Below are 13,969 nucleotides of genomic sequence, written 5' to 3'. Positions count from 1 at the left end.
GCTTAGCGGCCTGTGCCTTTTTGGCGACGGATCATAAACGCCAGGCGTTCCAGCAGTTGGGTGTCCTGCTCGTTTTTGACCAAGGCGCCGGCCATGGGTGGAAGTGCTTTGGACGGATCGCGGTTGTAGAGCGCCTCTTGAGCAATATTGTCAGCCATCAGTAGCTTGAGCCAGTCGACTAGTTCAGATGTGGAAGGCTTTTTCTTGAGGCCTGGCGCTTTACGTAGCTCAAAAAATACCTCTAGGGCTTCGCTGACCAGCCGGGGGGCGATATCCGGGAAGTGCACATCGACAATCGCCTGCATGGTCTCGCGGTCAGGGAACTCGATGTAGTGGAAAAAGCAGCGGCGTAGGAATGCATCCGGCAGCTCTTTTTCATTATTCGAGGTAATAACAATAATTGGGCGCTGTTCGGCGCGGATGGTTTCGCCGGTTTCGTAAACGTGAAACTCCATGCGATCGAGTTCCTGGAGCAGGTCGTTGGGGAACTCGATATCGGCCTTGTCGATCTCGTCGATCAGTAGCACCACCCGTTGATTGGCGGTGAACGCTTCCCACAGCTTGCCGGGTTTGATGTAGTTGGCGACGTTTTCCACGCCTTCAACGCCTAGCTGGGAATCCCGCAGGCGGCTGACTGCATCGTACTCGTATAAGCCCTGGGCCGCCTTGGTGCTGGATTTGATATGCCAGGTAATCAACTGAGTATCGAGAGATTCAGCCAGCTCTTCAGCCAGCAGGGTTTTGCCGGTACCCGGCTCGCCTTTGATCAACAGCGGCCGCTCGAGCACCACGGCAGCATTCACCGCCTGCTTAAGCGCATCGGTTGCGATATAGGAAGAAGTGGAGTCAAACGCCATGGGAGGGCCTCGGCTTGTCGAAAGCGGGTTTATAAAAGGATAAACGGATTCAAACAAGTGTACGTGAGGGTCACCCTCAAGGCCAAGAGGTAGTGATGACTTGCGAAAGACCCTCGCTTCAACCGGCCCTCGCACCGTGTTCTCAAGATATGTTGCAGTTATTTCCAAATCAAAAGCTTTGAAGTAGCTTTTTATCACCCCTGCCAATTCGGCGGCACGATGCCCTGGCGCTGCATTTGCCGGTAGACCGTGGGCCGCGAAACCCCCAGCGCGCGAGCAACGGCGCTAATGTTCCAGTGCTGCTCCTTGAGCATTTCCAGCAGTGTGTGATCGCTGTCGCTACCAGCGTCTGCAGGCAGGGGAGTTGCCTGTCGCGTGATGCGCTGGCTTAGGCACTGCTCAGGTAAGTCATGAACGGTGATTTCTTCGTTTTCTGAGGTGGCCAGTGCAAAGGCCAGCGCATTCTTTAGCTGACGGATATTACCGGGCCAGGCGTAAGCTAGTAGGGCGCTAATGGCATCGGCCCGCAGGCGCGGTGATTGGCTGGAGGCTCGCTCCTGAATGATGTCATCAAATACGCGGCGGATAACGTAGAGCTTATCGGCGCGGTCGCGTAGCGCGGGCAGGCGCAGTTGAGCCCCGTTAAGGCGGTAATAGAGGTCTTCGCGGAACTCACCCTGCTGGATCATCGAATCGATATTGCGATGAGTGGCGGTAATCACCCGAATATCAACCTTTTCAGGCTTATTGGCCCCAAGAGGCATCACTTCTCGCTCGGCCAGTACGCGCAGTAGGCGGGTTTGCAGGGCCAGCGGCATATCGCCGATTTCATCTAAAAACAGTGTGCCGCCGTGGGCTTGGGGAATCAGCCCGCGCATGCCTTTGGCGCGCCCGCCGGTAAAGGCGCCGGGCTCGTAACCAAACAGCTCGCTTTCGATCAGCGCTTCGGGAATGGCGGCACAGTTTACTGCGATAAAGGGGCCTTTAGATCGGTTGCCGCTGTCATGCAGAGCACGGGCAACGACCTCTTTGCCGGTGCCGGTTTCTCCGCTAATCAGCACATTGACGCTGGCTTCGTTGCGCAACCGTTCAGCCAGTTTCTGCACTTTGCGCATGGCGGGGTCGTCGGCGCCGAGGCGTACCAGTGGTTCCGGCAGGCTGGAGGCGAGGGGTTGTGCTTGCTGAGCAGGTCGAGGGCGGCGTGGCTCCAGCAGGCTAATAAAGTAGATCGTGTTATCGACCCTGGCGCGAAAAGCACGCAGTTGATCGTCGGTGGCGCTATTAATGCTGAGTACATCGGCGATCTCGCACTCGAATAGCTCCCCCAGCATTGGGGTGTGATGGGCTGACCAGGGTGGCCAACGGCGCTGGTGTTCACTTATCAGATCACGACCCACTGCGTTGGCAGCAATCACTTGCCCGTTCTCTTCAATGGCGATGAGTCCGCGCCCGTTTACATGCACGAACTCTCGCGAGGTATCCAGCCGCACCATCAGGCAGTCACGGTAGCGCTGGAGAAAATAGGCGTCCTCAATCATGCGCGCGTAGAGCGTTACCAGCGAGAGACTAAAATTTTGACTCTCATGCTGGGTAGGCGATTGCAGCGCGGAGATATCCAGCACGGCCATGACGTTGCCCTGCGGGTCAGCGATAGGCGCTGCGGTGCAGGTAAGCGAAATATGCGAGGCGTCGAAGTGCTCCTGGCGGTGGCAAATAATCGCTTGGCGGTCATGCAGGCAGGTGCCTACGGCACAGGTACCCGCAAAGCGTTCGTCCCAGTCGGCTCCGAGGTACAGGCCTGCTTTGCGCAGTTGCTGGTCTTGGTTGGGATCGCCACGAAACTCAACGGTTATCCCACGGTGGTCGGTGAGCAGTAGCACGTAGCCTAGTTGAGCAATTTGCTGATAAAGCTGGTCAACCCCGGCTCTTGCCACGTGCAGTAGTTCATCCACGGATTCCCGGTGCTCGATCAGGATTTGTTGAGGCACCACCCGGGCTGGGCGTGGCTGGGTGGGATCGAGTTGGTACTCGTTTAGGCAGCGCAGCCAGGAGCGTCGAATGGTTTGCTGGGCCGGTAGCTGCGGAACTTCCAGGCCTTCGCCGAGCTGGAAAATATGCTCGATATGCTGGCGCTGCACTGATTGCAGCCGTGCAGGCAGGGACGATTGAGTGGGCATGGCGTGGTTCACCGTGGGGCTTGTTATTGTCCTTCCAGCCTATGCGCTCTGGCGTGGGTGTCAACGCAGCGCTATTACGCCGTTAGTCGTGCGTTACACCTGTAACACCTGGCTGTAAACAGTGTGACAGGTGTACGTCCTCTCACTAAGTCTTATCGCCGCTTCGCTTTATTAAATAATATTATTTTTCAGTTAGTTATTTAAATTGAATGCGTTTTGGCACGGCGGGTGCTTAGAGTTGGGTGTCTCACCAGCAATTCAACAATAACAAACCATGGAGTACTCGCTATGTCAGAGATATCGGCACAAACCCAGCAAACCGCCACGGCTACTGTCCAAGGGTGGCTGAGTGATTTTGATAAAGCGCTGCAAGCCCAGGATATTCAGCGTGTCTTGTCGCTATTTAATGAGGAGTGCTACTGGCGCGACTTTGTAACCTTTACCTGGAATTTAAAAACCTGTGAGGGCAAAGATGCTATTCAGGCCATGCTCAATGCCACCCTGGAGAACGTGCGTCCTTCGAACTGGCAGCTAGAAGGCGAAGCTACCCAGAACAGCGATATCAGCGAGGCGTGGTTTACCTTTGAGACCGCGGTCGCCAGCGGCAAAGGTTACCTGCGTCTAAAAGACGGCAAATGCTGGACGCTACTAACCACTATGCAGTCGCTTCATGACTACCCCGAACCGCGTAACCACAACCGCCCAAAAGGAGCTGAGCACGGGGCCAATAAACAGCGTGAAACCTGGTTAGAGTCACGGGAGCGCGAAGAGGCAGAGCTTGGCTATACCCAACAGCCTTACTGCGTAATCATCGGCGGAGGCCAAGGTGGGATTGGCCTTGGGGCGCGGCTGAAGCAGATGGACGTGCCGACCATCATCATAGAGCGCAACGAGCGAGCCGGTGACTCCTGGCGCAAGCGCTATAAATCCCTCTGCCTGCATGATCCAGTCTGGTACGACCACCTTCCCTATATTCCTTTCCCTGAAAACTGGCCGGTGTTTGCCCCCAAAGACAAGGTGGGCGATTGGCTGGAGATGTACACAAAAGTGATGGAGCTCAATTATTGGAGTTCCACTGAGTGTCAGAATGCACGTTATGACGAAGCCGCAGGCGAGTGGGTGGTTAACGTTAAGCGCAACGGCGAAGAGATCACGCTACGCCCGAAACAGCTGGTAATGGCCACCGGGATGTCGGGTATGCCCAATGTGCCGACATTTCCGGGCGCAGAGAGCTTCGCAGGCGAACAGCAGCACTCTAGCCAGCACCCAGGGCCGGATGCCTACCAAGGTAAAAAGTGCGTCATTGTGGGGTCGAATAATTCCGCTCACGATATTGCCGCGGCACTCTGGGAGCACGACGCCGATGTGACCATGCTGCAGCGTTCATCCACCCATATTGTGAAGTCGGACTCTTTGATGGAGGAAGTGCTGGGGCCGCTCTACTCCGAAGAGGCGGTGGCCAATGGCTTAACCCACGACAAGGCTGATCTGATTTTTGCCTCGATCCCCTACAAGGTGCTTCCGAATTTTCAGCGCCCGGCGTTTGAGGCAATCAAACAGCGCGACGCCGAGTTTTATCAGAAGCTGGAAGACGCGGGCTTTCTGCTCGATTTCGGTGACGATGACTCCGGGCTGTTCTTGAAGTACCTGCGCCGGGGCTCAGGTTATTACATCGACGTAGGCGCCTGCGACTTGGTGGCTAACGGCGATATCAAGTTGCGAAGCGGTGTGGGCATTGAGCGCATTAACCCCCACTCCATCACACTTACCGATGGCAGTGAGCTAGAGGCAGATTTGATCGTCTACGCCACCGGTTATGGCTCCATGAATGGCTGGGCGGCGCGGCTTATCTCTCAGGAAGTGGCGGATAAAGTCGGCAAGTGCTGGGGCCTGGGCTCTGACACCACCAAAGACCCCGGCCCTTGGGAGGGCGAGCTGCGTAATATGTGGAAACCCACCCAGCAAGAGGCGCTGTGGTTCCACGGCGGCAACCTGCACCAGTCGCGGCACTACTCACACTATTTAGCGCTGCAGTTAAAGGCACGCATGGAGGGACTGGAAACGCCTGTCTATGGGCTGCAGCCGGTTCATCATACGTCTTAACAGGAAGGGTAACCCATGAGTCAGTCAAGCATGCAGGCAGCGGTTTGGTACGCAGCAAAAGATTTACGCGTTGAGCAAGTTTCGGTTCCCACTATCAGCGGCCCCCATGAAGTGAAAGTGAAAGTGGCTGCCTGTGGTATTTGCGGCAGTGACTTACACGAGTATGCTGCCGGGCCGATTTTTATTCCGGTGGGCAAGCCGCACCCCATTAGCGGCGAACAGGCGCCGATCATTATGGGCCATGAGTTCGCTGGGGAAGTGGTAGAGGTCGGCGAGAAAGTCACGCGGGTGAAGGTAGGCGACCGCGTGGCGATTGAGCCGATCCTTTCCCCCAACAAGGATGGCGCTTATCAGATGGAGCGCTACAACCTCACGCCCTTGCTGGGCTTTCACGGCCTTTCGGGCGGTGGCGGCGGCTTTTCCGAGTTCACCGTGATGGGGGAACACATGGTGCACAAGCTGCCGGATGACCTCAGCTTCGAGCAGGGTGCACTGGTAGAGCCCGCGGCGGTAGCGCTGCATGCGGTGCGCCAAAGCTGCCTGAAAGCCGGGGATAGCGCGGTAGTTTTTGGCGCGGGGCCAATTGGCTTGATGACCATTGAAGCGCTAAAAGCCGCAGGCGCTGCTCAAATATATGCCGTTGAGGTCGCGCCTTCACGGAAAGCCAAAGCCGAAGCGTTAGGGGCCATTGTGGTTGACCCACAGCAGGAGGATGCGGTTACGAAGCTACAAGCCTTGAGTGGTGGCGGGGTAGACGTGGCGTTTGAAGTCACCGGCATTCCTGACGTGCTGAATCAGGCGTTGCACAGCACCCACGAAGGGGGCGAAGTGGTGGTGGTGAGTATCTGGGAAGGAGAGGCCAGCTTCCAGCCTAACGACCTAGTCATCAAAGAGCGCACCATGAAGGGCATTATTGCCTATCGCCATGTTTACCCAGCGGTAATGGCACTGATGCAGCGGGGCTACTTCCGCGCCGAGGACATGGTGACCCAGCGCATTCCACTGGCGGATATCGTGGAGGAGGGCTTTGAGGCGCTTCTAAACGACAAAGCTCAAGTGAAAATCATCGTGACACCCAACCACTAATCTGAGGATTCCGAAGCGTAAACAAACGCATATGATGCTTTGTGATGCAAAAAGACCTCAAAGTGCGCAATGCTGGTGCATTTTGTTTGCTGCAGTGCGTCGGAGGTTGATGTTAGTGAAGTGATTTTTTATTAACTATATGATTTTTAATGATATTTAAAAAAATGGCACGCAGGTCGCAATGTATATGGCAAAGGATGAGTGAATAGAGAGGCGTAATTAACTATCTGGCTTCTTTTCCTTCTTCATCCACGTTGCTACCGGCTGGTAGCAACAAACCGAGTGAGCTGGCGTGCTCCACCTGGTCCCCTTCGGGGGACTTTTTTTTTGTGCCCGGATTTTATGCCTGAGTTTTATGCCAGAACTTTACGCATAGGAAAAACTATCAGGGTGCAGTTTCTTATAACAATATTTTACAAGCAATTTGGAAACAGTGTTCGTATACTATACCCTGTACAGGTAAGTTGGATAGCAAGTACCGCAATCCCCAAGCGCAAGGAACTGCGCGCTGCATAGAGGATGACCCTTATGAGTAATATGAAACTGATTTCTGCTGCTGTAATCACTGCCGGTTTCGCACTGGCAAGCCAGGCGGCTCTCGCTTATAACGCTGGCGATGTATTCGTTCGTGGTGGTGTTGCCCAAACGGATACGGGGTCAGGTAATGGCAATCTGAATGGTGATTCACTGAACGTGCAGAGCGCTCGCGGCTTCACCTTTGGTGCTGGTTATCTGTTTACTGATAAGGTTGGCGTTGAACTCAACAGCTCTGAGAAGTTCGAGCACGATCTGAACACCTCTGCCTTAGGCGATGTGGGTAGTGTTGATCGTCTACCTGTTAATCTACTCGTGAATTACTACCCGATGGGTGGCCTGGATTCACGTGTACAGCCTTACGTTGGTGCTGGCCTTAACTACACACGCTTCTCTGGTGAGCCGAGTGGTGTGAATGTTGATGAAAGCTACGGCGCGATCGGCCAAGTAGGGGTTGATCTGGCCGTGACTGATAATATTATGCTCAACGGTTACGCAAGCTACGCTGACGTGAACGCAGATATCAACGTCGGTGGTGAAGTTGACATCGAACCCGTCACCATTGGCGGTGGTGTTACTTACCGCTTCTAAGTTTTACTAGACATTAGCTTTACTGGATTTTAGCTTTGCCTGGGTTTTAGTTTTGCTAAGTCTTCTGAAATATCACTACGCCCGGCCTTGAGCCGGGCGTAGTGCGTTGTAGAGTGCCGATTAGCAAGACGTTACAGAGGGCTTATGGTGTTAAGTTATCAAAGCCGCTCTCTGTCACTGCTACGTTATCTTCGATACGAATACCGCCACAGGATGAGAGTTGGTCGACCAACGGCCAGTTAATGGGCAGTGAGGTGTTGCGCAGCGGGTCGAGCAGCATGGTGATAAAATAGAGCCCAGGTTCAATGGTAACGACCATGCCAGGGCGCAGCGTGCGCGTCAGCCGTAGCGCTGGGTGCTGCTCTGGCGCAGGGGCGGGAGTGCCATCCGGGTGGCGTAACCCGGCCACATCATGCACTTGAAGGCCCAGCGAGTGGCCCAGTCCATGAGGGCAGAATACCCGCGTAACGCCCTCGGCAACCGCTTGTTCTGCGGTGCCTTTAAACAGATCATTAGCCACCAATATTTCACCCAGGTGGTGATGCATCTGCTCGTGCAGTGCTAAAAAGTTAATGCCTGGGGCTACGCCTTTGACTAACTCATCTTTCAGCCCATGCATGGCGGTGACCAGTTCGCCAAACGCGACGGGGGCATCGGGGCCAGCGTATGTGCGGGTAATATCGGCGCAGTAACCCCGAAAGCGGCGACCCGCATCCACTAGCAAGCTATAGCGCTGTTTAGGTGCATTAAGGTCGTAGTGTTGATAATGCAGTACGCCAGCATGCTCATTTAAACCAATAATATTTTGGTAGGGAACGTTTGACTCGCGCTGGCGACTCGCTGCTAAGTACGCCAGCTGAATATCCAGCTCACCGGCGGCGCCGATAAAGGCGGCCTGGGATGCCTGATGGCCCGCTATCGCTAAACGGTTGGCTTCACGGATACAGGCGATCTCATAGGGCGTCTTAAACAGCCGTAATTCATCAAGGGCATGCACTATGCGTTCAGGGTGATGTTCAGCTTTTAGCGCCTGCTGGGTGCTGATGGGAAGGCGCTCGATATCGCCAATAACGGCGGCATTTCCCAAAAGCGGTGGGGAGATTTTCTCGCTGCATAAGTGGATATCAAACGCCTCTACCCAGGGCTCATCGGGTAGCTGAGTGGGCAAGTGCCAAAAGTCGGCGGGTGCATACAAGTAGAGCTGGGGGCGCTCTCCCGGCTGAATAATCAGCCAGCTATGCTGCACATCGGCTAAACCCACCCAGTGCATGAAATGCCCGTAAGCCTGAAAAGGAGGAGCGTGGTCATCTGCAAAATGGTTGCTGGCATGGCCACTGTAAATTGCCAGGCTATCGAGCCCGTGGTCGGTCAAAATATCCGAATAAGCACGCTGTAGGTGCGCTATATGCTCACGTTGCAGGTTAAATAGGGTGGTTGACATACAAAGCTGTGCCCTCTCTTAAGTAAGGTTTCTCAAATGGGGGTCATACACGGGGTGGCGCAAGTTCGCTCCATAGGCTATCCAGCTCAGCGTGGCGATGATTTTGATGACGGTATAGCCGTAGCTCCATGGGCACATCCCAGCGACTATCGCCCGCTCTTACCAGCGTGCCTTGAGCAAGCTCTGCCGCGACGTTGCGTTCAGGCAGCCAACTCATGCCGTAGCCAAGTAGCACCAGCTCTTTAATACCGGCCGCGTAGAGATTTTCACTCTGTGCAGTTAAATAGGTGGTTTGGGGGAGCCTGGCTAGGTGTGCTTTAACCGCAGACCCCAACAACCCACGCTTGGGGTAGGCAAGCCAAGGCAGCGGTTGATGGCGCGAGCCAGGCAGCAGTGCGTGAGGTTCTCCCTCTGGGTTTAACCCAGTCACTGGAATCAGCCGTTCATGCCCAATCACACGATAATTGCAGGCGCTGGTGTCGATCTCCAGGTCGCAGCGCCCAATTGGCCAGTAACAGATAGCCAGGTCGCACTCGGCACGCGCTAAGGCTTGAAAGTAGTCATTGGCCACCCAGCCGGTCGCCCGCAAATACGGCTGTACGCGATCTTGCCACCCCGTAGACGCCAACCATTCCGGTAAAAAATGCGGCAATAGGCTCTGCGGTGCTGCGACCATAATGCGCCGCTGCTGGCCAGCGTTAATTTCGCGCACCCGGTCACGGGTCAGCCGCACCCGGTCGGTCACCTGTTCGCACAGGGTCAAAAACTCCTCCCCGGCCGGGGTGAGTGAGAGCGGCAGCGTTTGACGATTAATCAGCGTTACGCCCATCTCCTCCTCAAGCAGTTTAATCCGCCGGGAGAAGGTGGGTTGCGTAACGTTTTGATCATCTGCTGCGCGTGAGAAGTGCCGCGTTCTGGCCAGGGCGATAAAATCTTCTAGCCAGCGAATTTCCATGCTCTACCTCTCAGCGCCTGGGGTCGCTGTGTCGAATACGACGCCCGCTTCATAGGCGTCCCTCCTCAACAGCGTGGCACGCCACTCGGGTTCCGTCATCCTGTGTTTGCAGCAAGGGGATCTCTTGCTTACAGCGCGCATTGGCATGGGGGCAGCGGCCATGAAACACGCAGCCGCTAGGCAGGTTAACCGGGGTCGGCACTTCGCCGGTGAGACGAATATGCTGGGGCCGGTCATCCTTCAAGCGTGGAATGGCCGAGAGCAGCGCCTGGGTATAGGGGTGGCGCGGCTTATCGAACAGCGTCGCGGTGGTGGCAACTTCACACACCGTGCCTAAGTACATCACCGCCACGCGGGTGCCAAAGTGCTCCACGACGGCGAGGTCGTGGGTAATGAACAGGTAGGTCAGATTGCGCTCTTGCTGGGCTTCCATCAGCAGGTTGAGCACCTGGGCTTGAATCGAGACGTCCAGTGCGGAGATAGGCTCGTCGGCAACGATGAACTCAGGGTCAACGGCCAGGGCGCGGGCAATGGCAATACGCTGCCGCTGGCCGCCGGAGAACTCGTGGCCAAAGCGTTTGCCCCAGTCCGGGTCGATGCCCACTGAGCGCATCACTTCCTCTACCTTGTCGAGAATTTGCGGCCGCTTCCAATCAGGGTGGTGCAGGCGTAGCGGTTCTTCCAGGGTTTGCTGAATAGTCATGCGCGGGTTGAGCGACGCATAAGGGTTCTGGAAGATCATCTGCATCCGCTTGCGATACGGCAGCAGTTGGCGCGAGCTTAAGTTATCGATGCGGTTGCCGTCGTAGCGAATCTCACCCTCTGTTGGGGTCAGCAGCCCCATGACAGTTCGCGCCACGGTGGACTTACCGCAGCCCGACTCACCGACCACGCACAGCGCTTCACCGCGTTTGATATCCAGATTCACACCATTAATGGCGTGAACGTGCTCTTGGTGGCGAACCAGCTTACCGCCCTTAAAGCGCAGCTGATCGAGAAAATCCCCAGAGAGCGAGAAGCGCTTTTTTAGATCGCGAATCTGCAGTAGCGAATCAGCGCTCTGTTCGTTCTGACGTGGAGTAGGATTATGGCTGTCCGTTATAGCCTCAGCGTGCGCACTCATGAGGTTTCCTCTTTCAAACGGCGATCTTCGAGCATTTCAGCGACCATATGACACGCCACACGGCAATTGCCGGATTCGACAAATTCAGGCACCTGCTGGGTGCAGGCGGGGCGGGGCTGGCCATCGGCACGATTGATAAAATCGCAGCGCGGATGAAACGCGCAGCCGCTGGGCAGGTTAGAGAGTGACGGCATGCTGCCGCGAATCTGATTGAGCTTTTCACCCGGCGTTGCCATCTGAGGCAGGGCGTTGATTAACCCCTGGGTGTAAGGGTGCTGCGGGTCGTTGATAATCTCCCGTGTTGGCCCTTGCTCAATGACTCGGCCAGCGTACATGACCAGCATGCGCTGGGTGACCTGGCTGACCACGCCCAGGTCGTGGGTGATCAGAATAAGCCCCACATTGTGCTGCTCGCAGAGGTCAAGCAGCAGCGCCATGATCTCGGCCTGAATGGTCACATCAAGCGCCGTAGTAGGCTCGTCGGCAATGATAATGTCCGGGTCGAGGAGCAGCGCAATGGCAATAATAATCCGCTGACGCATACCACCTGAAAGCTCGTGAGGGTACTGATCCAGGCGCGTTTCCGGCGAAGGGATTTGCACCTGTTGGAGTTTGTCCAGGGCGATCGCACGGGCTTCTTTGGAAGAGATGCGCCGGTGGGCTTTTAAGCACTCGACCATCTGCTCGCCAATGGAGAGCACCGGATTAAGCGTCATCATTGGGTCTTGGAAGATCATCGAAACGCGGTTGCCGCGTACTTTACGCAGGCCACGCTCAGACATGCGGTTAAGCACCTGACCGTCAAACGTCACCGTACCGCCGGCGATAAAGCCCGGTTTGGCGATCAAGTTGAGCAGCGAAAACGCGGCAACCGATTTGCCTGCGCCGGACTCACCGACAATACCCAGGCGCTCACCGCGCTCAAGGCTGAAACAGATATCGCGCAGGGCGTGCACTTCACCCTGGCGCAGCGCAAAGCGTACATCGAGGTTGTTGACTTCAAGTAGTGCCATGGTGTCCTCAGCCTTTGTAGAGTCGTGGGTTCATGACATCACGCAGCCAATCGCCGAGTAGATTGATCGACAGCACCAGTACCACCAGAACTGCACCCGGGATCAAGGTGATCCACCAGGAGCCGGACTGGATGTAGTCAAAGCCCGATTTGATCAGTGAGCCAAGCGATGGGTGGGTCTCTGGCATCCCCAGTCCCAGAAACGACAGCGCCGCTTCAGAGATAATCGCGTTGGCGATCTGCACGGTAGAGATAACGAATATCGGTGACATGGTGTTGGGCAGCACGTGGCGGAACATAATCCGTTTGCTGCGTAGGCCCATCACGCGGGCGGCATCAACGTACTCTTTGTTTTTCTCTGCCAACACTGAGGCGCGCACGGTACGGGCATACTGGGGCCATTCGGCCAGGCCGATAATCAGGATCAGCATCATCACCGCGTACTGGCTATAGAAGGCGCTACCCATGGTCGCTTTGACCAAAGCGCCCACCACGATAGCGACCATAAGTGTCGAGAATGACAGCTGAATGTCTGCCAGGCGCATCAAAATCGTATCGACACGGCCGCCCAGGTAGCCCGCCATTAGACCGAAGGTGACCCCTAGCAGCGCCTGCAAAATAACCGCACCGAAACCAATCAGCAGCGATACGCGGGTGCCATATAGCACAATCGACCATAAGTCGCGCCCCTGGGCATCGGTACCTAGCGCGTAACGCTCATCTGCACCGTCAATCCAGAAGGGCGGCAGTTCAGATGACATAATGTCTATCTGGGATAGGTCGTAAGGGTTCGTGGGCGCCAGCAGCGGTGAGGCAAAGGCGGCGATAACCATGCAGATAAACACAGCCAGGCAGAGCTGGGCGGTGCGGTCACGCTTGAAGCTGTACCATATATAGGAGTCGCGCAGGCGTTCCCAGCGGCTGGGTGAGGCGCTCGCTGGGGAGGAATTGTTGTTGGTGCTCATGCGGGCTTCCCAGTCAGTTTAACGGTGGGGTTCACCATGCCGTAGATGAGATCCACGATGGTGTTAGTGACGACAAAGATCACGCCGACGATCATCAGGTAGGTCACAATCAGCGGTATATCGGCGCGGTTGATCGCATCCAAAAACATCAAACCCATGCCGGGCCATTGGAAAACGGTCTCGGTCAAAATGGTGTAGGCCACCATGGTGCCGATCTGTACGCCGCCCACGGTAATCACTGGTAGCATGGTGTTTTTAAGGGCGTGAACGAAATACACCCGGCGCATAGAGATGCCTTTAGCGCGGGCATACTTGACGTACTCCGACTGCAGGACTTCCATCATTTCGGCGCGAATCAGACGGATAAACAGCGGTAGCATAATGGAGGCCAGTGAAACCGCCGGTAGCACTAGATGCTGTAAACCGTTCCAAGTTGCCAGGTTGGTGTCCCAGTTGCCCACCACGTTAACGAGATCATAACCACGGCCGAAGGAGGGCATATTGCCTTCGGTGGAGAAGAAGTCATTCAGCCATGCGCCCCAGCCGGTACTTTCGGGGAACAGTGTGACAGTGACGCCGATGGCGAAGATTTGAATCAGTACGATCGCGGTCAAGAACACTGGAATCGAGATACCGATAATCGATATACCCATAAACAGGCGTGAAATCGGTGAGCGCGGTTTGATGGCGCTATATACCCCAATGGGTACCGAAAGCAGCACAATAATCAGCGTCGCGGCAAATACCAGCTCCAGGGTGGCGGGTAAGTGGCGAGCAATTACTTCTAACGCCGGTTCGCGATAAAAGTACGAGTAGCCAAAATCGCCTTGAACGGCGTTTTTAGCAAAACGAGCGTACTGCACCAGGAAGGGGTCATTGAGGCCAAAGCGCTCGCGAATCTCTTCACGCTCGCTCTCCGGCACTGACTGGCCAACCATCTGCTGTATGGGGTCACCCAGGTTATCCTGAATGGCGAAGGCCAGCACGCTGATGACAAACATCACCAAAATCGCGTGCATCAGCCGCTTGATTAAAAAGGCAATCATGGCGTACGCCACCTATATGAGGGGTTCATCAAAGGGAGTAGGGGCATGTTATGCAGAGTTCTCACAGACGCGAACTGCC

Annotated in this window: 11 protein-coding genes; 3 read left to right on the top strand and 8 right to left on the bottom strand. The window is 55.6% G+C overall.

Annotation, left to right across the window (positions count from 1 at the left end; translation table 11 throughout):
* Nucleotides 1–2: 2 nt before the first annotated feature.
* Nucleotides 3–857: an AAA family ATPase gene (locus tag YERSI8AC_RS13680; protein ID WP_159176892.1), complete on the bottom strand. Its 855-nt coding sequence runs from the start codon at nucleotides 855–857 to the stop codon at nucleotides 3–5.
* Between the two features lie 194 nt (nucleotides 858–1,051).
* Complete coding sequence (locus YERSI8AC_RS13675) at nucleotides 1,052–3,034, bottom strand: sigma-54-dependent Fis family transcriptional regulator (protein ID WP_159176891.1); 1,983 nt, start codon at nucleotides 3,032–3,034, stop codon at nucleotides 1,052–1,054.
* Between the two features lie 288 nt (nucleotides 3,035–3,322).
* Here YERSI8AC_RS13675 and YERSI8AC_RS13670 point away from each other — a divergent pair, with 288 nt between their 5' ends.
* The 3 genes from YERSI8AC_RS13670 (at nucleotide 3,323) to YERSI8AC_RS13660 (ending at nucleotide 7,348) form a co-directional block, all read left to right on the top strand.
* Nucleotides 3,323–5,137, top strand: coding sequence for an NAD(P)/FAD-dependent oxidoreductase (locus YERSI8AC_RS13670; protein WP_159176890.1), 1,815 nt, complete (start codon nucleotides 3,323–3,325; stop codon nucleotides 5,135–5,137).
* A gap of 15 nt (nucleotides 5,138–5,152) precedes the next feature.
* Nucleotides 5,153–6,223: a 2,3-butanediol dehydrogenase gene (locus YERSI8AC_RS13665; RefSeq protein WP_278371250.1), complete on the top strand. Its 1,071-nt coding sequence runs from the start codon at nucleotides 5,153–5,155 to the stop codon at nucleotides 6,221–6,223.
* 528 nt (nucleotides 6,224–6,751) lie between these two features.
* A complete protein-coding gene (locus tag YERSI8AC_RS13660; RefSeq protein ID WP_027957556.1) occupies nucleotides 6,752–7,348 on the top strand; it encodes an OmpW/AlkL family protein in 597 nt (198 codons plus the stop codon).
* A gap of 142 nt (nucleotides 7,349–7,490) precedes the next feature.
* On the opposite strand, the gene pepQ is transcribed toward YERSI8AC_RS13660, so the two are convergent.
* From pepQ to YERSI8AC_RS13630, 6 genes are read right to left on the bottom strand one after another with little or no spacing between them, the layout of a single operon-like run.
* A complete protein-coding gene (pepQ, locus tag YERSI8AC_RS13655) occupies nucleotides 7,491–8,789 on the bottom strand; it encodes a Xaa-Pro dipeptidase (RefSeq protein ID WP_027957555.1) in 1,299 nt (432 codons plus the stop codon).
* Nucleotides 8,790–8,832: 43 nt separating this feature from the next.
* A complete protein-coding gene (locus YERSI8AC_RS13650; protein WP_009287010.1) occupies nucleotides 8,833–9,744 on the bottom strand; it encodes a LysR family transcriptional regulator in 912 nt (303 codons plus the stop codon).
* 49 nt (nucleotides 9,745–9,793) lie between these two features.
* On the bottom strand, nucleotides 9,794–10,867 hold the full coding sequence (locus tag YERSI8AC_RS13645; RefSeq protein WP_027957554.1) for an ABC transporter ATP-binding protein: 1,074 nt from the start codon (nucleotides 10,865–10,867) through the stop codon (nucleotides 9,794–9,796).
* On the bottom strand, nucleotides 10,864–11,880 hold the full coding sequence (locus YERSI8AC_RS13640; protein ID WP_009287009.1) for an ABC transporter ATP-binding protein: 1,017 nt from the start codon (nucleotides 11,878–11,880) through the stop codon (nucleotides 10,864–10,866). Before YERSI8AC_RS13640 ends, YERSI8AC_RS13645 begins: the two co-directional genes overlap by 4 nt.
* A gap of 7 nt (nucleotides 11,881–11,887) precedes the next feature.
* Nucleotides 11,888–12,844 carry an ABC transporter permease gene (locus YERSI8AC_RS13635; protein WP_159176889.1) on the bottom strand — a complete coding sequence of 319 codons (957 nt, stop codon included), beginning with the start codon at nucleotides 12,842–12,844 and terminating at the stop codon, nucleotides 11,888–11,890.
* On the bottom strand, nucleotides 12,841–13,890 hold the full coding sequence (locus YERSI8AC_RS13630) for an ABC transporter permease (RefSeq protein WP_039859109.1): 1,050 nt from the start codon (nucleotides 13,888–13,890) through the stop codon (nucleotides 12,841–12,843). Before YERSI8AC_RS13630 ends, YERSI8AC_RS13635 begins: the two co-directional genes overlap by 4 nt.
* Nucleotides 13,891–13,969 lie beyond the last annotated feature (79 nt).

Origin of the sequence: Halomonas sp. 113, from assembly GCF_904067645.1 — a bacterium.
GTDB lineage: Bacteria > Pseudomonadota > Gammaproteobacteria > Pseudomonadales > Halomonadaceae > Vreelandella > Vreelandella titanicae.
The sequence above is the reverse complement of the archived record's forward strand: the minus strand, read 5'-3'. Positions and strand labels throughout refer to the sequence as shown.

What these genes read in the sequence shown, in the direction of transcription:
- YERSI8AC_RS13680 (WP_159176892.1), bottom strand. Translation starts at nt 857, where the DNA reads ATGGCGTTTGACTCCACTTCTTCCTATATCGCAACCGATGCGCTTAAG.
- YERSI8AC_RS13640 (WP_009287009.1), bottom strand. Translation starts at nt 11,880, where the DNA reads ATGGCACTACTTGAAGTCAACAACCTCGATGTACGCTTTGCGCTGCGC.
- YERSI8AC_RS13665 (WP_278371250.1), top strand. Translation starts at nt 5,153, where the DNA reads ATGAGTCAGTCAAGCATGCAGGCAGCGGTTTGGTACGCAGCAAAAGAT.
- YERSI8AC_RS13650 (WP_009287010.1), bottom strand. Translation starts at nt 9,744, where the DNA reads ATGGAAATTCGCTGGCTAGAAGATTTTATCGCCCTGGCCAGAACGCGG.
- YERSI8AC_RS13630 (WP_039859109.1), bottom strand. Translation starts at nt 13,890, where the DNA reads ATGATTGCCTTTTTAATCAAGCGGCTGATGCACGCGATTTTGGTGATG.
- YERSI8AC_RS13645 (WP_027957554.1), bottom strand. Translation starts at nt 10,867, where the DNA reads ATGAGTGCGCACGCTGAGGCTATAACGGACAGCCATAATCCTACTCCA.
- YERSI8AC_RS13635 (WP_159176889.1), bottom strand. Translation starts at nt 12,844, where the DNA reads ATGAGCACCAACAACAATTCCTCCCCAGCGAGCGCCTCACCCAGCCGC.
- YERSI8AC_RS13670 (WP_159176890.1), top strand. Translation starts at nt 3,323, where the DNA reads ATGTCAGAGATATCGGCACAAACCCAGCAAACCGCCACGGCTACTGTC.
- YERSI8AC_RS13660 (WP_027957556.1), top strand. Translation starts at nt 6,752, where the DNA reads ATGAGTAATATGAAACTGATTTCTGCTGCTGTAATCACTGCCGGTTTC.
- pepQ (WP_027957555.1), bottom strand. Translation starts at nt 8,789, where the DNA reads ATGTCAACCACCCTATTTAACCTGCAACGTGAGCATATAGCGCACCTA.
- YERSI8AC_RS13675 (WP_159176891.1), bottom strand. Translation starts at nt 3,034, where the DNA reads ATGCCCACTCAATCGTCCCTGCCTGCACGGCTGCAATCAGTGCAGCGC.